Origin of the sequence: Rheinheimera sp. (assembly GCF_030690345.1) — a bacterium.
Lineage (GTDB): Bacteria > Pseudomonadota > Gammaproteobacteria > Enterobacterales > Alteromonadaceae > Alishewanella.
This window is the reverse complement of the sequence record NZ_JAUYGV010000006.1, coordinates 978,057-999,401: the sequence shown is the minus strand read 5'-3', so window position 1 is coordinate 999,401 and position 21,345 is coordinate 978,057. Positions and strand designations below refer to the sequence as shown.

Below are 21,345 nucleotides of genomic sequence, written 5' to 3'. Positions count from 1 at the left end.
TCAAGACAGAAAAAATGTCACAGATCAAGTTATAACCGCACTGATGGCTATACTCTGTAACAAAGATGTTTAAAGGATAACTGTTTTGCTGAAACAACTTTGCGGCGTCGCCCGGATAAACTTTCTCAGTCTTACTCTGGTGTGTATTGCGCTGGCAGCTGCTGCCAGTTGGCAAGCCGGCAATGTTTTACATCCGGGCACTCTCACACTGGTAACAGCGGTAGGATTATGCGCTCATCTTAGCGTAAATGCCTTTAATGAATACTTCGACTTTAAATCGGGGCTGGATTTTCTCACTGAGCGTACGCCTTTCAGCGGCGGCAGTGGCACCCTTGTACGCTATCCGGCGGCCAGCACGGCGGCCTTAACCCTCGCTATCGTCAGCCTGATGCTGACCATTGGCGGCGGCCTGTACCTTAGCTACCAATTGCACTGGCAACCCTTAGTGCTTGGCATTCCCGGCGTGCTGCTGATTTATGCATACACACAGTATGTTAACCGCTGGCCACTGCTGTGCCTGCTGGCTCCGGGTCTCGGTTTTGGTGTTTTTATGACATTAGGCGCTTACTGGGTACTGACCGGCAGCATTAGCGCCAGCGCCCTGGTGCTGGCGGTTATTATGCTGTTGCTGGTCAGCAATCTGCTGCTGTTAAACCAGTTTCCGGATGCCGACGCAGACCGCCGCGTGGGCCGGCGCCACTTACCTATCGTTATCGGCCGGCGACGCAGTGCCGGCGTTTACACCCTGCTGCTGTTACTCAGCTACCTGCTGTTGTTAGCCGCGGTGGCCGCTGGCATTTTGCCCCGGCAGTGCCTGTTAGCACTGCTCAGCCTGCCACTACTGATAAAGCTGCTGCCGGGCCTGTTCCGCTACGCCGATAAGCCGACACAACTGACGCCCTACCTGGGCCTGAATGTACTGCTGTGCCACCTTTATCCGCTGCTGTTACTGGCAGGGCTGATTTGGGCCGGTATTAGCCATAAGGCACTTTGATGCAAATACTGCAAACAGATATTATTGTGGTTGGCGGCGGTGGCGCCGGTTTACGCGCTGCTATTGCCGCCGCCGAAGCCGCACCGCAGTTAAACATTTGCTTGTTGTCCAAAGTGTACCCAATGCGCTCACATACTGTGGCCGCCGAAGGAGGCGCCGCCGCCGTAACCCTGAACAGCGACAGCGCTGCGGCGCATTTTCAGGATACTGTTAGCGGCGCTGATTGGCTGGCCGATCAGCCGGTGGTGGAGTTTTTCGTCAAGCACGCCTACCAGGAACTGGTGCAACTGGAACACTGGGGTTGCCCCTGGAGCCGCCTGCAAGATGGCAGCGTTGCCGTACGCCGTTTTGGTGGTATGAAAACCGAGCGCACCTGGTTTGCCGCCGATAAAACCGGCTTTCATATTTTGCACACTTTGTTTCAAACCAGCCTGAAATACCCGGCTATTAAGCGGCTGGATGAATATTTTGTGCTGGATTTACTGCGTGTCGGCGAACAGGTGGTGGGGGTGTTAGCGCTGGCACTAAACAGCGGTGAGCTGATACAAATTCAGGCCAAAAGCGTCATTTTGGCCACCGGCGGTGCCGGCCGCGTATTTCATTACAATACCAACGGCGGCATTGTTACCGGTGATGGTATGGCGCTGGCCTACCGCCACAGCGTGGCGCTGCGTGATATGGAGTTTGTGCAATATCACCCTACCGGTCTGCCGGGCTCCGGTATTTTAATTACCGAGGCCTGCCGCGGCGAAGGTGCCGTGCTGCTGAATAACCAGGGCTACCGTTATTTGCAGGACTATGGCTTAGGCCCCGAAACGCCGTTAGGCCAGCCTGAAAACAAACAGATGGAACTAGGCCCGCGCGACAAATTATCGCAGGCATTCTGGCACGAGCAGCAAGCCGGCCGCTGTGGTGACTACAACGGCCATGCCGTGGTGTATCTGGATTTGCGCCACTTAAGCCGCACGCATTTACAGCAGCGGCTGCCGTTTATCTGCGAGCTGGCCACAGCCTATGTCGATATTGACCCGGCGCAGGCGGCTATTCCTATTCGCCCGGCGGTGCATTACACCATGGGCGGCATTGCTACCGACATTAACTGCCAAACCACACTACCGGGTTTATATGCCGTGGGCGAATGCGCCTCGGTCGGCTTGCATGGTGCAAACCGGCTGGGCTCTAATTCGTTATCAGAACTGCTGGTATTTGGCCGCGTCGCCGGCGAGCAGGCGGCACACTATGCCAGCCAATGCCCGGCAGCTGACAGCAAAGCACTTAGTGTACAAAGCGAAATGTCACAGCGCTGGCTTAACCGCCGTTTTGGCACCAATGCTACTGATTCAGTGGCAAAACTACGCCGGGATATGACACTGACAATGGAGCAAGGCTGCGGTATTTACCGCACAGGCGAAGGCCTGGCACACTGTCAGCAACAGTTGCAAGCGCTGCAGCAGCGTTATCAGCAGCTTAAAGTCACCGACCACAGCAAGGTGTTTAACTCTGAGCTGCTGCAATATCTGGAATTAGGCTTTGGCTTGGATGTCGCGCAGGCCATTTGCACGGCTGCTATGGCCCGCACCGAGTCACGCGGCGCGCATCAGCGGCTGGACAGCGGTATGACACAGCGTAACGACGCACAGTTTCTCTGTCATTCTCTGGCGCATTATCAGGCTAATGCGTTACCACAACTTAGCTGGCAAGCCGTGCAGATCAGCAGCCTGCCACCGGCACAGCGCAGCTATGGTACGACTGATGGTGCAGCCGATAGTGGTGCCGGCAACACAAAGGGAGCCAAAGCATGAGCGAATATCAACTGTTGCTGCAGCGCTATGACCCGGAGCACGACAACGAACCGCGGCAGCAGCGTTTTACGGTACAGGGCGAGCACACCACCTCCGTGCTGGATGCGCTGCTGTATGTGCAGCAACAGCTGGACCCGACACTGGGCTTGCGCTGGTCGTGCCGGATGGCCATTTGCGGCTCCTGCGGTATCATGGTTAACGGCATACCCAAACTGGGTTGCAAAACCTTTTTGCGTGATTACCACGCTGAGATACTGATCGAACCGCTGGCACACTTTGCGGTAGAAAAAGATTTGATTGTCGATATGACACAGTTTTTGGCGCATTTATCGGCGGTCAAACCCTATCTGATTAATGACTACAGCGGCACACAGCCGCATAAACAAACGCCGGCGCAGCTGGCAAAGTATCAGCAATTTTCTAACTGCATTAATTGCGGCCTGTGCTATTCGGCCTGCCCGCAGTTTGGCTTAAACCCGGAGTTTTTGGGCCCGGCAGCTATTACGCTGGCACAGCGCTATAACCTGGATAGCCGCGACAACGGCAAAGCCGCCCGTATGCCACAATTAAACGCTAAGAACGGCGCCTGGGGCTGCACCTTCGTTGGCTTTTGCTCGGATGTTTGCCCCAAACAGCTCGACCCGGCGGCGGCCGTGAATCAGGCCAAGGTGGAATCGGCGAAAGATTTTATTATCAGTATGTTTAAACCCTAAGGAGCACGGCGATGAGCACACCCGTTTCTGCGCGTAAACCTTATCAGCCCAAGCTTGGCCGCAGCTGGTGGCTGAAACATAACTATTACCGGCTGTATATGCTACGCGAAGCCACAGTGCTGCCGCTGCTGTTTTTTCTCGGTTGTTTGCTATATGGCTTGTATTGCTTAACACAAGGCGCCGCACACTGGCAGAGTTTTCAGCTTTTTATGCAACAAGGCTGGGTAATAGCGCTGAATCTATTGGCCTTTGCTGCCAGCTTGTTTCATGCCAAAACCTTTTTTGCTTTGTTCCCGCGGGTTATGCCGCTGGCACCGGCCTGGCTGATGATCAGTGGCCAATGGTTGGCAACACTGCTGGTTGCAGCGGGTTTGCTATTGCTGTTTGGTGGCTGGTTATGAGCAGCCCGAAACGCTCAGATGAACCTATCTGGTGGGCACTGTTTAGCGCCGGTGGTGTATGCTTTGCGGTATTTCTGCCGGGCTTAATACTGGCACTGGGGCTTTTGTGGCCGCTGGGGCTGCTTAATTCCGCCTGGCTGCAACACGATAAAATACTGACATTGTTGCAAAGCGGCTACGGCGTAACCGGCTTAGCCTTTGCCGCTGCAGTGATCTGTTTGCCGCTGTTTCATGCTGCGCACCGCATACACCATGGCTTACACGATTTGAAATTCGGCTTTAGCCAAGCCAGTAAACTGCTATGTTATGGCCTGGCATTACTACTTAGCCTGCTGGCACTGGTTTTAGTGGTAGCAGTTTAGGCGTAAGGCTTAAATTTTGCCGCATCAATAATCGCCCACAGATGTGCTATCGCAGCGATAATAGCCGGGATCACCAGCCAGAAAAGGGCATAACCCACGGCGCAGACCACAAAAAACATGATAGCGGCTAAGATACGGCCCTGTACCAACTGGCCTAAACCGGGAATAAATACATTACATAGTGCAGCGATAACATTACCGCCGGAACCCTGACCTGCCATAAGTTGCCCCTCTGTTACTGACTTTCGTTATTGTTTTAGCGTAGCGACAAATTGCTCAGACTGGGCGATAGCGCTATTCATCTCAGCTATCAGCCGGTTAATATCACGCTGCACTGAGTTAAACTCGCCCTGTAGCGCGCCTATGGCCTTAGCATTTAAGTTATGCTTCAAATACAACGTATTATCTTTAAGTGATGACAACACCGGTTGCATACTTTGCTCGGCGCGGCGCATGGTTTTCAGCAGGCTGTTGTATTGTTTTTTTGTATTGGCTAACTTACCGGCGCTGTCTTGTTTCAGCTTGGCACTACTGTACTGGTCCAGCTCATCCTGCCATTCGTCAAACAGCGCATCGGCGACCGCCTCAATACTGTTAATGCGCTTACTCACCTCTTCAGCTGCGGCACTGCAGGCCTGATACTCACTGTCGGTGGCTTCATACACACGCTGCAAGTCACCGCCATCAAATTTAATCAGGCTGCTAAACTGCTCCAGCGCCGATTTAAACTGCTGTTGCGCCTCTTCTTGTGACTGCTGCGCTTCTTCTACCCGCTCAACCAGAATATCGCGCTTATGTACGCCAACCTTTTCCAGCGCCGAATAATAAGCGCTCTGGCAGGCCGTAAGGCTGAGCACCAAAGGGAGTAAGAACAAAGCATAGCGCATAAAATCAGTCCGTTGCCGTAAAGGTAATGCCTGATAATAGCCTGTCATGCCGCGCAGAACAAACCGGAAGTATCAGGCCGCCAGCTCTTTGGCCAGATGCAGCAGCTTGGGGTAAAACTCTTTATCCAACTGCGCCAGCTGATCCTGCTCTACCAGCACATCATGCAAAATTTGCTCGGTGGTAAGCGGGTTAGCTAATACCACACGGAACACTATAGTTTCCTGGCGCTGATATTTGGCCGGGGTTAACCGCGTACGCGAGACGAAGGATTTCCCCTCTTCACGCTGACGTTTCTGAATAAACTTGGTCAGACCGTTTAGCAACTCGTTAAAGCGCTGCAGTTGCTCCGGATTGGCGCCAGCCATGGCTTTTTGCACCTGTGCCGGTACGTAGCGGTAGGTTAGCAGACACAACTCCGGCTCGGTGATCAGTTCAAAATCAATATTGTGCGCAATTAAGGTAGCAAAATAACGCGCTTTTTCCAGGCTGCGGTTAATTAAAATCTCATAGCCGTCACGGCCAATGACCTGTAAACAAGCATGCACCAGCATCGCCATACCCGGGCGCGAGCCTTCCAGTGTCTGGCTGCCTAAGTCTTTCGAGCCTTTACGCAGGATATACTCGGCGTGGTGCTCAATCGCGTGGGCGGCAGATGGGTGCTTAAACACCACCATGCCCGCGCCCATCGGCACATACATTTGTTTGTGCGCATCTATGGTAACCGAATCGGCGCGCTCTATGCCGGCCAGCAGATGGCGGTACTTGTTGGATAACAACGTCGCCCCACCCCAGGCGGCATCAACATGAAAATGGCACTGATACTGCTCAGCTAAATCGGCCAACTGATGCAAGGGGTCAACATTACCGGTTTCAGTAGTACCGGCCACGCCCACGATAGCCAGCACGCGAATATTGGCAGCGCTAAGCTCCGCCATTTTTTCTGCCAACGCAGCGGTGTCAATTTTATTGTCAGCGTCAGTTTTTATCGAAATCAGCGATTCGCGGCCAATACCCAATACATCGGCGGCTTTACCCAAAGAGTAATGGCCGCGCTCAGATACCAGTATGGCCAGGCCTTCATAGCCGTAGTGTTTCATCGCTTTAAACAGGCCTTCACGGGCGATGCCTTTAAAGTCGCCGTCGGCTTTTAACAGACGGTTACGTGCTATCCACAGCGCAGTAATATTGGCAATGGTACCGCCGGAGCAAAAAGCGCCCAGCGAATGGTTGGCACTGTGCATCCATTTTTTATAGAAGCCATCGCCCTCGCCATATACCAGATGGTGCATCATGCCCAGCACCTGGCGCTCCATCGGCGTAAAGGCTTTGGAGGTTTCAATTTTTACCAGGTTTTGGTTTAGCCCCACCATCATTTTTGACAGTGATAACACAAAATACGGCAAAGCAGACGTCATATGGCCGATAAAACTCGGCGCGGCGGTATGCACCGAATGCGCCACCAGTTTTTGCATCAGGCTTTCGGCGTAATCTGAGACAAAATTCGGCATCTGCGGAATATGATGCGCCTGAAAATCGCGCTCAATTTGCCACAGCGGTTTTTCTACCGCGACTATACTTTCACGCAAAAAGCCGGCCAGGTTCTGTGACAGGTTTTGCTCAATAATGCTCAGCGTTGAGTCTGGCGCTTCCGGCACCGTGAAAATGCGCCATAAAGCTTCTTCAGAAGCGGTTGCCTGGCGTTTACTGGATTCTGTCATGCGCTTGCTACTCTGCATACGGTTTCAGCGGTTACTAAAACGGCCGGAAAATGGCGCTCACTTTACTGCAAGCGCCGAAAAATGTCTGCAAAAAAGTGGTGAGCTTAGCTACGTAAGCCAATACCACGACTGATCAGATACATAGCATAGCTAAACAGCACGACAATAAAGCCCAACACCACAGCTAATGCCAACCACAGGCTAACATCGGTAATACCAAGGAAGCCGTAGCGAAAGGCATTAACCATATACACCACCGGGTTTAGCGCAGCCACATGCTGCCAAAAGCCCGGCAATAGCGTTAACGAATAAAACACACCGCCCAAATACGTCAGTGGCGTAAGTACAAAGGTTGGAATTATGCTGATATCGTCAAAGGTTTTTGCATACACAGCGTTGATCAGACCGCCAAGGGAGAACAGCATCGACGTTAGTGTAACGGTAACAATAATCACCAGCGGATTATGAATTTGAATAGTGACAAAAAACAGCGACAAAATAGTCACAATCAGCCCCACCAACATGCCGCGCGCCATGCCGCCACCAACAAAACCCAGCACAATAATGTAATTAGGCACCGGCGCGACTAACAGCTCTTCCACATTGCGCTGAAACTTAGCACTGAAAAATGACGAGGCCACGTTAGCGTAAGAGTTGGTGATCACCGACATCATAATCAGCCCGGGCACAATAAACTCCATATAGCTGAAGCCGCCCATATCGCCGATGCGTGAGCCGATTAAGCTGCCGAAAATAACAAAATACAGTGTCATGGTAATAGCCGGCGGTACCAGAGTTTGCACCCAAATCCGCAAAAAGCGGTTGGTTTCTTTATCCCAAATGCTTTTTAATGCTACCAGATAATTGGCCCGGCTCATTTTGCACCTCCACGGCCATTTTCCACTAAGGAGACAAACAGTTCTTCCAGCCGGTTGGCTTTATTACGCATTGATAACACCTTAATATCCTGCGCGCTAAGCTGAGCGAAAATCGCATTTAAGCCCTGCGCCTTTTCCACATCCACTTCAATACTGTGGCCATCCAACACGCGCCAGCTAACCCCTTCTAACTTAACCGACGCCGGCTCTGTGGCTAAATCCAGCACAAAAGTTTCTACGGTCAGCTTGGCTAACAGCGTCTTCATGTTGGTGTTTTCAATAATCAGCCCTTTGTCGATAATGGCGATATTGCGACACAGGCTTTCGGCTTCTTCCAGGTAATGGGTGGTGAGAATAATAGTGACGCCCTGCTGGTTAATTTTGCGTAAAAACTCCCACATCGAGCGGCGCAGTTCAATATCGACCCCAGCTGTCGGCTCATCGAGGATCAGCAGTTTGGGCTCATGCATTAAAGCACGGGCTATCATTAAACGCCGCTTCATACCGCCGGATAATTCACGGGCCCGCGCAGTACGTTTATCCCACAGCCCTAGCTGACCTAAGTATTTTTCTGCGCGCTCAAGCGCCGTTTTTTTCGGCACACCATAGTAACCGGCCTGGTTTACCACTATCTGCAGCACGGTTTCAAACTGGTTAAAGTTAAACTCCTGCGGCACTAAACCAAGTTGGCTTTTTGCCGCTTCAAGTTGGGTATCAATATCGTAATCAAATACCTTAACGCTGCCTTGCGACTTATTTACCAGCGAGCTGACAATGCCGATAGTGGTACTTTTTCCGGCGCCGTTCGGGCCCAACAGCGCGAAGAAATCACCCTGCTTTACCTGCAAATCGATACCGCTCAATGCCACGGTACCGCTTTTATACACCTTATGCAGACCTTTAATATCTAACGCTAAACTCAAGGTTGTTCTCCTGTTTTTACTGCGTTACCACTGTAACCCCAACGATTGAGCAACTGATGCGGCAGCTTCAGATGATCTAAAATGCGCGCCACCATAAAATCGACTAAATCACTGATCTGTCTCGGCTGATGATAAAAACCCGGCGCCGCCGGCATAATCGTTACGCCAAGACGGGCCAGCTTCAGCAGGTTTTCCAAATGAATAGCGCTGAGCGGACTTTCGCGCGGTACTAAAATCAACTGGCCGCCTTCTTTAATCACCACATCCGCGGCACGCTCTATTAAGTTGTCACTGGCCCCGGTAGCAATGGCCGATACGGTACCGGTTGAACAGGGACAAATTACCATCTGTTTTGGCGCAGCCGAGCCGGACGCTACCGGTGAGAACCAGTCATCTTTGCCATACACTTTAAGCAGCGCGGCATTACAGCCAAAATGCGCCAGCAACATGTCAGTGCATTTGTCCGGTGCCGCCGGCAGTTTAATATCGTGCTCGGTAGCAAATACTACCCGCGCTGCACTTGATACCAGCAAATGCACCTTAATGCCCTGCGCCAGCAATAACTCAAGTAAGCGCCAGCCATAAGGCGCGCCCGAAGCGCCGCTAAAGGCCAACGTGATCTCTTTTGTAGTTGTCATCTGCATGCCCACATCAATGTTCCCGTTTGCGTTTTAATGCGCTTATCAGCTTGTCGTGAATGCCGCCAAAACCGCCATTACTCATAATCACAATGCTGTCGCCGGGTTCTGCCTGGTCACTCAACAGCTCTACCAGCGCAGCAATATCATGTGACAAGGTCGCTTTAGGTGCTAAGGCGCGGGTTAAGGCATCCAACGACCAGTTGGCATTGGCAGGCTCGTACAAAAACACCAGGTCGGCCAGTGCCAGCGACAACGGCAGTGCCGCCTGATGCACGCCCATGCGCATGGTATTAGAGCGTGGCTCCAGTACGGCCAGCACCCGGCTTTGGCCCGGTTTATTGCGGATACCCTGCAAGGTGGTGCTGATAGCGGTAGGATGGTGGGCAAAGTCGTCATACACCTTAACCCCTGCCACATCGGCTTTTAACTCCATCCGCCGTTTCGGTGCGATAAAGCGCGTTAATGCCTCCAGCGCTACGTCAACAGGCACCCCGGCATGGCGCGCCGCGGCGATGGCCATCACAGCGTTATCCACATTATGCTGGCCGCTGAGTTGCCAGTTCAGCTCACCAAGCAACTTATCCTGATAGTACAAGGCAAAGTGACTGCCATCTTTGCTGATCAGTTCGGCACGCCAGTCGGTGCCGTAGCTTTGCCGCTCACTCCAGCAGCCCATATCCAGCGTTTGTTTAACCGCCGGCGTATCTTCCGGCGCCAGCACTAAACCATTGGCCGGCACCATGCGCAGCAAATGATGAAACTGACGCTGAATAGCGGCTAAATCCGGGAAGATATCGGCGTGATCATATTCCAGGTTATTGATTACCAGGGTGCGCGGCCGGTAGTGTACAAATTTGGATCTTTTATCAAAAAAGGCGGTGTCGTACTCGTCGGCCTCTATCACAAAAAACGGCGACTCGCCAAGCCGGGCCGAGCAATCAAAATTCTGTGGAATACCGCCAATTAAAAACCCCGGTGCTAAACCGGCGCACTCTAAAATCCATGCCAGCATAGTGCTGGTGGTGGTTTTACCATGGGTACCGGACACTGCCAGCACCCAGCGGTCAAACAACGCCTGCTCTGCCAGCCACTGCGGGCCTGAGGTATAACGCAAATTGGTGTTCAGTACATATTCTACTGCCGGGTTACCGCGGGATAAGGCGTTACCGATAATGATTAAGTCCGGCGCCGGCTCTAACTGCTGCGGGTCCCAGCCTTGGGTTAATTCGATACCCAATTGCTCCAGTTGCGTGCTCATTGGCGGGTAGACATTCGCATCGGCGCCGGTTACTTTGTGGCCCAGCGCTTTAGCAATAGCAGCAATGCCGCCCATAAAGGTGCCACAGATACCGAGAATATGAATATGCATAAGTTGTCCTGAAAATTAGCCTGCGCCATTGTAGCAAATAGCAACAGCAACGCAGTAACACCTGCAATTTGCGCAGAAATTCTTTAAAATACGCCAGCCTCTATCGCATTAGCAAAAATAATTACTGAAAAGGAACCACCAGCATGCGCCGCATCTCGCCAGTATTGCAACAGGACGGAGTCGACAGCGACCTGATTTCACTGCTTAAAACTATTCTGGCCGCCTGCCGGGAAATATCTTTTCGCGTCAGTCAGGGCGAACTGGCCGGGGTATTAGGTTCTACCCTGGGTGAGAATATTCAAGGGGAAACACAAAAAAAACTCGATATTATTGCCAATGAGTTGCTAAAAGAAGTCATTCTGGAAACCGGCGTAGTTAAGGCGATAAGCTCAGAAGAAGAAGACGACACCGTTGCCGGCAACCCGGACGGTAAGTATCTGGTTACCTTCGATCCGCTGGATGGATCATCCAATACTGACATCAACAGTTTAATCGGCACCATTTTTTCCATTTTACCGGCGCAAACCGATAAAGCCGCCGACGATGCCGCTCAGTTTTTACAACCCGGCAGTGCTCAACTGGCCGCAGGCTATGTGTTGTATGGCCCTTCTACCATGCTGGCATTAACCACCGGCAAAGGCACCAGGCTGTACACTTTAGATAAAACCTACGGCGGTTTCCTGCTTACCGAAGAGCAAGCGGCCATTCCGAAATACACCGCTGAGTTTGCCATTAATATGTCGAACCAACGCTACTGGCAGCCGGCCATGCAAACCTATATTGCTGATCTGCTTAAAGGCAAAGAAGGCCCTCGCGGCAAAAATTACAATATGCGTTGGATAGCCGCTATGGTAGGTGATGTGCACCGCGTATTATGCCGCGGCGGTATTTTTGCGTACCCGCGTGATAGCAAAGATGCCAACAAGCCGGATAAACTACGACTAATGTATGAAGCCAACCCGATGAGTTTTCTGGTAGAACAAGCCGGTGGTGTAAGCTCTACCGGTTATGAGCGCATTATGGACATAGTGCCCACTGATATTCACCAACGTGTAGCAGTAATACTCGGCTCGAAACATGAAGTAGAAAGCTGCGTTGCCTATCATCAGCGATAGCCATTTTTATTGCCGGCGCTATAATAAGCGCCACTTTTAACCAAGCTTTTTATCATTTAAGGACCAGGCCATGAGCTTAAGCGATGTTGCAGCAGGTAAGAACCTGCCAGAAGAAATTAACGTTATTATTGAAATTCCGGCCAATGCCGACCCAATCAAATACGAAGTAGACAAAGATACCGGTACCGTTTGGGTAGACCGTTTTATGTCAACACCGATGTTTTACCCGTGTAACTACGGCTTTGTAAACCAAACTTTATCACTGGACGGTGACCCGGTAGACGTACTGGTACCTACGCCTTACCCACTGGTACCGGGCGCGGTGATTAAATGCCGCCCTGTGGGTGTACTGTTTATGTCAGACGAAGCCGGCGAAGATGCCAAAGTGATCGCCGTACCGGTAAGCAAACTGACCAAGCTGTACGACCATATTAAAGATATCAACGACGTTGATGAACTACTGAAAAAACAAATTCAGCACTTCTTTGAGCGTTATAAAGAATTAGAAGCCGGCAAGTGGGTTAAAGTAAACGGCTGGGGCGATGCTGCTGCGGCCAAAGCGGAAATTATGACCTCGTTTGAACGGGCAAAAAAATAACCGCCCCGCCTGTTTTTTAAGCCCGACTCTGTTCGGGCTTTTTATTCGCTACTAATGCGCCAAATCAAACAACGACAAGCATTTGCTTAAATAAAGCTCTATACTGCGCATAAACCAATTCTAATATTACCAGACACTTCAGAGCACAGGGGCCTGCGATATGGATGTACTAAGACGTCTTTCTATTGCCAAAAAAATCTACTTAATTCCGCTTATCGGCACTATCAGTTTTATGATCTATCTGGTACTGGCCAGTAACACTGCACTAAACAACGTTAATACCCTGGAGCAAACCCGCGATGTGCAATTTCCGGTATTACAGTCAGCGCAAAGCTCTTTAGTGCTACTGGAGCGGGTAAAGGATTCGCTGGCCAGCGCGGTCACCACCGGTGATGAAGAAGCCCTGACCGGTGCTGCCGCATTCAGCACTCAGCTGACACAAGATTTGGATAAAATCAGCCGGTTAAACCGCGACTACGCTTCTGATGTGCAGAGCATTTTACAAAGCTATAACGCTTATTATCAGGTGGCATATAAAGTGTCGCAAGAAATGATTAACAATACCGCCGATTTCAGCACCCTGGCGCAGCGCTCAGAAAAAATGAATGCCGATTACGACAATACCGCGCGCTTATTGGGTCAATTTCGCGACACCAGGCTGCAAGCATTTACCAGCGCTATAGATGATGCCAGTGAGCAGGCCGGCACGTTAATCACTGTTGGCATTATTATGGGCTTAATCACCACTTTAGTGCTGTTTGGTACCGCCTACCCGGTCGCCAGAGGCATTCAGAACAGCCTTGGCAGCATGATCCGCTCCTTGCAGGACCTTGCTAAAGAAGACGGCGACTTAACGGTGCGTATTAATACCAACAGCAAAGATGAACTGGGTGATTTAGCCTATTGGTTTAATACTTTTATGCAAAAGCTGCAGCATGTGGTTAAGGATATCGTCAACACTGCTATTCCGTTATCGGCGCTGGCAAAAGACTTACGTGAGCTGACCGACGATACCAATAAAACCATTGCCGTACAACGCCAGGCAGCTAATCAGGCAAAAAGTGCCGTCGCTGATATGAATGCCAGCGTAGAAGCTGAAGTACACAGCGCTAACGAAGCCGCGACCGCAGCTAACCAATCCAGCGATGCCGCCGGACAAGGCCAGCAAACTGTAATTTCTACCGTGCAAAATATTCAGCAGTTAGCCGGCAATGTGCAGGAAGCTTCAGCTGTAATTACCCAATTGGAAAAAGACGCCAACCAGGTAGGCACTGTACTAACCGTTATCAAAGGTATCGCGGAGCAAACCAACCTGTTGGCACTGAATGCCGCTATTGAAGCCGCCCGTGCCGGTGAGCAGGGCCGTGGCTTTGCCGTGGTAGCCGACGAAGTACGCACCCTGGCATCACGCACGCAAAAATCGACTGAAGAAATTCAACGCACCATTGAACAGTTGCAAAGTGCGGCGCGCTCGGCGGTGCAAAAAATGCAACAAAGTACCACCCAGGCCGATCATAGCGTGCAATCGGCTAATCAGGCCGGCGATGCACTGCAGCTGATCACCAAGAGCATTGCGCAAATTCGTTTGATGAACCAACAAATTGCCGATGCTACCGATGAGCAACAGAAAATGGCCGGCAATATAGTGCACCATGTTGACGAGATTTTTACCAACACCGAGCACAGCTCAGAAAGTGCCGGCAATATTGCCAAAGCCAGTAGTGAACTGGCATCTCTGGCGCAGAACCTGGAAAACATCACCCGTTTGTTTCGTGTTTGATACTTTACACCGTCTCGAAAGCCAGTAATGTTCAAGTTGCTGGCTTTCTTTTCGTTTTAACTGATTAATGCAAAATAGCAGCGTGGTCAGTCAAAAACAGCAGAAGCGATCAATTTAACCAGTGCCAGCAGTTGCTGGCGCTGCACCAAGTTGCCAAGCCTGCTGTTTTGGATTGCACCAGCAAACCGGAATACGCTGCCCGGCCTGCTGGTGGTTTTGCCTATTATGGATAGAAAAATGACCCCGATTAAGGAGTACACTTATTATTGGCGCTAAAACACAACTAACAAAACCTGAACCAATTTATTCAGGAAAAAAATTTTCCAAAGTACTACTCGGTGATCTTATTTATATATCACGTAATCTATCACTGAAAAATTATCTTTACTAACCTTAAACTCACCACCACTGCCATAGATAAAAGAGTCTTCCTTCTGAAAAGAAGAGTCCATATCTCTAACTATAACAACTAGAAAAACACTTTCACTAGAGATAACTTTGAATTTAAATAGTCCGTATAGCATTTCATTTTTCAATGGGTGAAAGCCCGTCACTTTAGCATAATCGTTGAATGCAACATGCATAGCGTGAACTTCCTCACCTAATAAATATTCACCGTAATATGAATCATGGGGTATCCTTTCCCCTTCATTGCCACTAACAAAAAATGCAAGAACTAGAAATATAATCGCACTGGGAAAAACTATTTTCATATACACCTCATGGGTCAATTTCATTAAGCCTTCCTGGATCCAATGGATCGCTAGGCAGGTCTGTAGCAATTACTTCGTGTGTCTTTTTATCATGTCCAACCAGAGAACCATTAGGCATTGTTACAAATTCGTCCCCTGCAGATTTATGATTGTCGATGTCTGTCTTACTTAACGTGTTGCTGTATTTATTATTATCATATGAGGCGTGTGAGTGTATTTTCGAAACAGCTGTTTGGCCTTGTTCAAGCTTAGTATTTGGATTTACGCCGGTTGAAGTTCCTATGGCTGGCTCATTATAAGAATATTGATTATCACCCTCTGGATTAATATACTGATAAATTGTAGACCCAAGTTCTTTATTCTGTTTAATTGAATCACCATTGTATGTCTTCCCCCAATCATGGGCAGCCTGTCGTGGATTCGGAAATGCGTCCCCAGGCTTTCTCCCATCCGGATCAATATACTTATACGGATTATTATTGGCATACGCATACCGGTTAAACATCATCGGGTTGCTGGCGGTAAAGCCTACCGGATCATTGCTGTAAAACCGACCGATAAGTGGGTCATAATAACGCTGCTGCATATAGGTTAACTGCAGGTCATCATCTTCCAGATGCCCGGTATAGCCCGGAGTATCTTCACTGGTCGGCACCGCGCTTTCTTTGGCAATAAGCTTATTACCCAGGTAAATGTATTCCGTCAGGCCTTTATCGCCATCGGTCATCAATAACTGACCTGCAGCATTGTACAGGCTGTACTGGGTTTTGCCGTTACTGACCTTTTTAACTCTGCGGTTATAACCGTCGTACTGGTAGCTGTTAGTTCCTGAGGTAATCAGCTGATTAGCCAGGTTAAAGCTAAAAGCACGCTGACCGTTGTTGGTCACATTACCGCGACTATCATAAGCGAAAGTTCTGCTCACTGCGCCACTAATTCCGGTTAAACGGTTACTGGTATTGTAGGCATATGTCAGGCTCTGGTTACCCAGGGTCTTTTGGGTAATATTACCTACACTGTCATAATCAAAACTACCACTGCCCCAAAAGCCTGTTGCCGTGTCTAGCCGGTCTAAGTCATCGTAAGTCAGGCTGATGTTTTTCGCCGGCGTGATAAGGTCGCTTATCGTATCGATATTGTGGTTGTTGTCATACTGGTAGCGATGATTCAGCACATTGCTACTACTGCGTTTTACCGTTTGATATTCCGGCCTTTGCTGACTGTCCAGTAGTTGGCTGAAGCTTAAGCCATTACCATAGGTGAAGCCTTTTAACTGGCCATTAGGGTAGTAGCTAGCAGAGATAGCATAGTCACCTGCGCGGGTCGGCTGGCCCAGCGCATTCGGAGCATAGCTAACGCTGTTTCCTGACGGATAAACTACACTACTAACTTGCCCCAATGTATTGTACTCAAGATCGATTAGCCAGCTGATATTATCCAATGTAAGGATTTCTGTTTCCATCAGGTTAGCGCTGTTGTAGGTGTAGTCCCATACAGCTGAACCTGCCGCCAGTGTAGTAAGGTTACCCTGCTTGTCATAGTTATAGGTTTTATCCGCACTACCGTCAGCAAAAGCCACATTACGTATGCTTCCACGATTATCATAGCTAAATGTTGTTTTATCCGACGCCGCAACACTGTCACTGCATGCTGTTACAACACTATCAACAGAGCTTCCCTTAGCCTCCCAACTTAACTGACCGAAACTGTTATAGCTGTAAGCAACATTCCCTACATCTGGCCTAATCACTTTGCACAATTGCTGATAACTATTGTAGACCCGATGCTCTATTATCCCCCCCTGAGATACACTCGTAGTGCTTCCAAAAATGTTATAGTTTATTGACGTAGTAAAATTATGTGGCGCTTCAATTCTTACAGGCCAACGCTCATCAGGAGAGCCGTAGCTCAGATATGTCGTGTCAGTAACATGTCCTCTTGGGTTTGTTTCACGCACGCGATTGTTATATAAATGTCTGTAGCTAGTCACACTGTTGTTTGTTGTGTTACGCAGGATTAGAGGCCGGCCTATCCCATCATACTCAGTTTCAATACCCTGATCTGCTATCGGAGAGTTGGCTGGGAAACTGCTGAAAACTGTACGATTATCGCTATCATACCCAATACGTTGATAGCGGGACGTATCGATATCCTTGGTATCATATTCTTGAACTAATATTGGTCTTAGATAACCATCCAGCGTTTTAATATTCCTATAATCGCCTCGGGAAACTGTGAGAGTTAAACTTTCACCATTAAAAACATAACTCGTTGTTGTATCGCTCCACTTTGTATCTTGTGGATTGACAGATGTTCTCCAACCTAATGAATTATAGCCATAGCTGGTAATGTTTCCTGCATAATCAGTAATTTTCTCAATCCAGCCATTATCGTCAACACTCAAATATGCTGTGTCGCTGCCACTACCTAAGGAGGCAGGTCGAGTTAACGAAGAGGGAGTTCCACGCTTGTATGCGCCAAAGGTTAAATACCCCCTGCCATCAGAGAATAAAACTTTGTTTGGCAGACCTGCACTGATACCAGACATATAGTAGTTTGAGTAAGTTTTTCTTAATAGACCATATTCATACATAGCAGATGGTAATGATTTGTATTGATGTTCCGTAGCATAGTAAGCCGTTTTATTTAATGAAGAAAAAACAGCGCCATCCGTTGAAATACTTTTTTCGGCAGGGAAACCGATCAGCCAATGAGCCAAGTCATGAAAATAAGTATTCTTTATAATGCGTTTTTTGGAGCTAAAATTTGTTGTTTCATTTACTGTCCCTGGCAATCCCCAGAGATCGAAATCAGAGAATGTTGATACAAAACTGTCTGCATCACGTATAATTGTTTTTGTGGTTAAATTGACTCTATGCGTATCTTTGTTTGTATCCGAGTAACTATCAGCCAAGGTCCTGCCAATTCTGCTACCACCAGTCCAACTGTTATTCTGCGTTTGAAGAACTCCACTCCGATCCTTTACAACTATCTTTTTTATTTGACCTTCCTCCCAGTCAAAGCTACGTTGGAAAGTATAAGTGGTCTCCACTGCCTCAGGATTTACTACTGCAACGTATTTGGTGTCAGATACCGCAGTCCCCTGATACCCCCCAGCATTCTCGGAATAAGTGTAGTTCCAACTCATTGTTGGCAAATTAGGGCCAGAAATAGTTTTACTGACCAAAGATGGGTACATTACATTTGGTTTAAAAGAATAATGCCCTGTTCCGCTATTTTTAATCGTTGAGACACGTGAACGACCATGAATTGTTGCCTCAACCGTAAAAACCCCCACAGCCCCATAAGGATGGTAAACGGTACCGGACCCGATAGTTTCACTACCTGATAATTGGGGGTATAAACTATCTAAGTCGTACTCCCACTTGGAATTATCCGGTCTGATAACTTTGACCAGCTTTTTATCTGAATAATGGTAGGTCCACAGCCTGTCGTTTACCATAACACTGGAAACTTTATTCTCTGTGTTATAACCAAACGTAACAGCAGCACTATCACTGCTCTGAATAGACTGAATAAACCCATTCTGATAATTAAATATAATGCTTTTACCAAAACGATCTTCAATACGGGTAACCATCAGCATGACATCACTCCATGCTTGACTAATAATGTTGGTTGGTGCCCCCTCACCCAACTTAAAAACAAGCTCACCAAAAGTATAAATCAGCCCGTCAGGTGAAATAGCTTTGTAAATATTATTACTGCATGTAACAACCCAATTATCCTTATTTATGAAAAGTGTATTCGCAGGAGCGGGTAAACTTCCATCATGTTCCATCAGTACTTCTGATGCTTGTACACCGCCGAGTAACGGGCCGTTGCTGCTCTCATGAGCTTGAATACCCGCGATATACCGGCCGGTGAACCAAACTGTGGAGCATCGATCAGGACCTACCTGAAAGTTACCCAGCATTGGGCCATAAAGACGTGGAATATCTAAATACCAATCACCGAATATACGATAGGTCCCCATCACGTCCTTTTGCTTTCCCCGGGTAATGTTAATCGGTAGTTCCAGATTAGTTGGAAGGGAAACATCGGTTTGAGAGAAAGAAAGTTCCCCGCTATACAAACTATGTTGGTCACCCATTAAAGAGTGATCCAACATACCAAAGTTATCAGCCGATAATGCGTACAGCTCTTCTGAGGTAAAAGCATCAAAATTAGTTGAGCCCCCTCCGTCGCCAGGAGGAGGTAAAGCCATCACATCATAATTTTGCTGTACCGAAAGATCATCTGGCCCAATTAAATTATCTTCATGTGCGTAGCCACCTGAGATGGAAAATAACAATACTATTAATACTATTGCTTTATTCAATCTTACATAACCTTTTTTATAATTCTGAGCAATACTAATAATCATTGCTGGACCTCGCTGTCACCAAACGGCTTATAATCTGTTTTTTTTATAATGCTTCCGTTGCTATCTGATTCTGCAATCACTGAACCCAGTAAGTCAGTATGCAGATAAGTAACTAATTTTAACTCTTTAGTCAGTACAGCTGAGTGCACAGAACACCCACCGGCATTACATGCTCTCACTCTGTAGCTATAATGACTGCCTGAACTACCGGTGAAACCTTTACTGGTTACTGTGCCAATGTCTTTTTCTGTCTGCCAGGTTCCATTGACTTTTTGTTGTAGCTTGTAGGACGTAGCACCTGCTATAGCCAACCAACTGACCGTCATCGACATGCCTGAAGTGGATAAACTGGCATCAGGTACTGCGGGGATAAAAGTTACGCCCTTTTCTGTTGAATACCCTGAGCAACCTCCGGCATTACATGCCCTTATTCTGTAGCTATAATGACTGCCTGAACTACCGGTGAAACCTTTACTGGTTGCTGTGCCAATGTCTTTTTCTGTCTGCCAGGTTCCATTGACTTTTTGTTGTAGCTTGTATGACGTAGCACCTGCTATAGCCAACCAACTGACCGTCATCGACATGCCTGAAGTGGATAAACTGGCAACAGGTGCTGCAGGGATCAAAGTTACACCCTTTTCTGTTGAATACCCTGAGCAACCTCCGGCATTACATGCTCTCACTCTGTAGCTATAATGACTGCCTGAACTACCGGTAAAACCTTTACTGGTTACTGTGCCGATGTCTTTTTCTGTCTGCCAGGTTCCATTGACTTTCTGCTGCAGCTTGTAGGACGTCGCACCTGCTATAGCCAACCAACCGACCGTCATCGATATACCTGAAGTGGACAGACTGGCAACAGGTGCTGCGGGGATCAAAGTTACACCCTTTTCTGTTGAATACCCTGAGCAACCTCCGGCATTACATGCTCTCACTCTGTAGCTATAATGACTCCCTGAATTACCGGTAAAACCTTTACTGGTTACTGTGCCGATATCTTTTTCTGTCTGCCAGGTTCCATTGACTTTTTGCTGCAGCTTGTATGACGTCGCACCTGCTACAGCATTCCAATTCACTGTCATAGATGTACCTGCTGAAACACCTATATTAAGTGCAGTCGATGTTGGTGGAATACTGAACGCTTTAGATACGGAATATGCAGAACAACCGGAGGAACTGCATGCCGCAATCCTAACCTGGTAAGAGCTGCCATAAGTTAGCGTTTGGGCATAACTATTTGAAGCTGCTTGGTACTCTTCATAAATTGACGAACTCAAGTTCAGAATCGACACTTTGTAAGAACTTGATGATGTAACGACTGGCCAGCTAATATTGGCCCTATTTGTTGCAACACTTACAGACGGTATATTAGGTATTGCCGGAATAATAGGTACATAAAGCGCAGTGCTGGCTTCAGACAACGCAGAGCAGCGCATTAACAAGTCATCCGGAGCAGCCGGCTGAATCGCATGCATAGATGAATCATCGCTACTTTCGGCGGCAAACATCTCTGAAGTTTCAGCGAGACTATTGCCTAAGTAAATACCAACACAGGCGTTCACTTTAAATTGATAACTAGCGCCAGGAGCAACGTTGAAGATTTGCGGTGAATCTGAAAGCACCAACGGCAGAACCACACCGTTTTTAATTGGTTGTAAGTGATAATACAATACAGTTGGAATAGTAGGCCAAGTAACTGTCGCCTTCAATCCAGTTAGCTTTACGGTTGGCTTCGTTGGTACATTTGGCGCAACAACCGGCGCTCTTGAAAAAGCATTCCAGCTAGAAAAAAAAATGAAAAATACAACAATCCTAAACATAGCTATTATCTATTGGTAATTTAAACACTGTGTAAAATTTACACTACCAAACCTCTACGTCAACATATTAATTTCAATCCAGCTATCATATTAATCAAATTTAAAACAAATTGGCCACTTAAGATCACAACTTCTTATCAAGAAATATGTCATCACTCAAAAACAATTTAGTTATAAAGCAAAGATTCCCCACTTAACAAACTTGCATACTTTGAATTAAAATGGCACTTACGCGCCCGTTGT

General features: G+C 48.3%; 18 protein-coding genes. 8 read left to right on the top strand and 10 right to left on the bottom strand.

The window, feature by feature from the left end; translation table 11 throughout:
• Positions 1–85 precede the first annotated feature (85 nt).
• From Q8O77_RS09100 to frdD, 5 genes are read left to right on the top strand one after another with little or no spacing between them, the layout of a single operon-like run.
• Positions 86–994 carry a prenyltransferase gene (locus Q8O77_RS09100; protein WP_305552545.1) on the top strand — a complete coding sequence of 303 codons (909 nt, stop codon included), beginning with the start codon at positions 86–88 and terminating at the stop codon, positions 992–994.
• Complete coding sequence (gene frdA / locus Q8O77_RS09095) at positions 994–2,796, top strand: fumarate reductase (quinol) flavoprotein subunit (protein ID WP_305552544.1); 1,803 nt, start codon at positions 994–996, stop codon at positions 2,794–2,796. Before Q8O77_RS09100 ends, frdA begins: the two co-directional genes overlap by 1 nt.
• A complete protein-coding gene (locus tag Q8O77_RS09090; protein ID WP_305552543.1) occupies positions 2,793–3,509 on the top strand; it encodes a succinate dehydrogenase/fumarate reductase iron-sulfur subunit in 717 nt (238 codons plus the stop codon). The genes frdA and Q8O77_RS09090 overlap by 4 nt, the downstream gene beginning before the upstream one ends.
• 11 nt (positions 3,510–3,520) lie before the next feature.
• Positions 3,521–3,910: a fumarate reductase subunit C gene (locus Q8O77_RS09085; RefSeq protein WP_305552542.1), complete on the top strand. Its 390-nt coding sequence runs from the start codon at positions 3,521–3,523 to the stop codon at positions 3,908–3,910.
• Positions 3,907–4,272, top strand: coding sequence for a fumarate reductase subunit FrdD (gene frdD / locus Q8O77_RS09080; RefSeq protein WP_305552541.1), 366 nt, complete (start codon positions 3,907–3,909; stop codon positions 4,270–4,272). The genes Q8O77_RS09085 and frdD overlap by 4 nt, the downstream gene beginning before the upstream one ends.
• On the opposite strand, the gene Q8O77_RS09075 is transcribed toward frdD, so the two are convergent.
• The 7 genes from Q8O77_RS09075 to mpl form a co-directional block, all read right to left on the bottom strand.
• Complete coding sequence (locus Q8O77_RS09075; protein ID WP_305552540.1) at positions 4,269–4,493, bottom strand: hypothetical protein; 225 nt, start codon at positions 4,491–4,493, stop codon at positions 4,269–4,271. The genes frdD and Q8O77_RS09075 overlap by 4 nt on opposite strands.
• A 27-nt stretch (positions 4,494–4,520) precedes the next feature.
• Positions 4,521–5,159, bottom strand: coding sequence for a DUF2959 domain-containing protein (locus Q8O77_RS09070; RefSeq protein WP_305552538.1), 639 nt, complete (start codon positions 5,157–5,159; stop codon positions 4,521–4,523).
• Positions 5,160–5,231: 72 nt separating this feature from the next.
• Positions 5,232–6,878 carry a pyridoxal-dependent aspartate 1-decarboxylase PanP gene (gene panP / locus Q8O77_RS09065; RefSeq protein WP_305552537.1) on the bottom strand — a complete coding sequence of 549 codons (1,647 nt, stop codon included), beginning with the start codon at positions 6,876–6,878 and terminating at the stop codon, positions 5,232–5,234.
• Between the two features lie 104 nt (positions 6,879–6,982).
• Positions 6,983–7,756: an ABC transporter permease gene (locus tag Q8O77_RS09060; protein ID WP_305552536.1), complete on the bottom strand. Its 774-nt coding sequence runs from the start codon at positions 7,754–7,756 to the stop codon at positions 6,983–6,985.
• Positions 7,753–8,679 (bottom strand): ABC transporter ATP-binding protein, encoded by a 927-nt coding sequence (locus Q8O77_RS09055; protein WP_305552535.1) that lies wholly within the window; start codon positions 8,677–8,679, stop codon positions 7,753–7,755. The genes Q8O77_RS09060 and Q8O77_RS09055 overlap by 4 nt, the downstream gene beginning before the upstream one ends.
• Positions 8,676–9,317, bottom strand: a complete 642-nt coding sequence (locus Q8O77_RS09050) for a flavin prenyltransferase UbiX (RefSeq protein ID WP_305552534.1) — start codon at positions 9,315–9,317, stop codon at positions 8,676–8,678. Before Q8O77_RS09050 ends, Q8O77_RS09055 begins: the two co-directional genes overlap by 4 nt.
• A 13-nt stretch (positions 9,318–9,330) precedes the next feature.
• Positions 9,331–10,689, bottom strand: a complete 1,359-nt coding sequence (gene mpl / locus Q8O77_RS09045; RefSeq protein WP_305552533.1) for a UDP-N-acetylmuramate:L-alanyl-gamma-D-glutamyl-meso-diaminopimelate ligase — start codon at positions 10,687–10,689, stop codon at positions 9,331–9,333.
• A 143-nt stretch (positions 10,690–10,832) separates the two neighbouring features.
• Here mpl and Q8O77_RS09040 point away from each other — a divergent pair, with 143 nt between their 5' ends.
• The 3 genes from Q8O77_RS09040 to Q8O77_RS09030 all read left to right on the top strand — a co-directional run bounded on the left by Q8O77_RS09040 (position 10,833) and on the right by Q8O77_RS09030 (position 14,182).
• Positions 10,833–11,804 (top strand): class 1 fructose-bisphosphatase, encoded by a 972-nt coding sequence (locus Q8O77_RS09040; RefSeq protein WP_305552532.1) that lies wholly within the window; start codon positions 10,833–10,835, stop codon positions 11,802–11,804.
• Positions 11,805–11,874: 70 nt separating this feature from the next.
• The gene (gene ppa / locus Q8O77_RS09035) at positions 11,875–12,402 is read left to right on the top strand and encodes an inorganic diphosphatase (protein ID WP_305552531.1); all 528 of its coding nucleotides are present in this window, start codon (positions 11,875–11,877) and stop codon (positions 12,400–12,402) included.
• A 160-nt stretch (positions 12,403–12,562) separates the two neighbouring features.
• On the top strand, positions 12,563–14,182 hold the full coding sequence (locus tag Q8O77_RS09030; protein WP_305552530.1) for a methyl-accepting chemotaxis protein: 1,620 nt from the start codon (positions 12,563–12,565) through the stop codon (positions 14,180–14,182).
• A 344-nt stretch (positions 14,183–14,526) separates the two neighbouring features.
• On the opposite strand, the gene Q8O77_RS09025 is transcribed toward Q8O77_RS09030, so the two are convergent.
• From Q8O77_RS09025 to Q8O77_RS09015, 3 genes are read right to left on the bottom strand one after another with little or no spacing between them, the layout of a single operon-like run.
• Entirely contained in the window at positions 14,527–14,919 is a 393-nt protein-coding gene (locus tag Q8O77_RS09025) for a hypothetical protein (RefSeq protein ID WP_305552528.1), read from the bottom strand.
• Positions 14,903–19,282 (bottom strand): RHS repeat-associated core domain-containing protein, encoded by a 4,380-nt coding sequence (locus tag Q8O77_RS09020; protein WP_305552527.1) that lies wholly within the window; start codon positions 19,280–19,282, stop codon positions 14,903–14,905. The genes Q8O77_RS09025 and Q8O77_RS09020 overlap by 17 nt, the downstream gene beginning before the upstream one ends.
• Positions 19,279–21,102 (bottom strand): fibronectin type III domain-containing protein, encoded by a 1,824-nt coding sequence (locus Q8O77_RS09015; RefSeq protein ID WP_305552526.1) that lies wholly within the window; start codon positions 21,100–21,102, stop codon positions 19,279–19,281. The genes Q8O77_RS09020 and Q8O77_RS09015 overlap by 4 nt, the downstream gene beginning before the upstream one ends.
• Positions 21,103–21,345 lie beyond the last annotated feature (243 nt).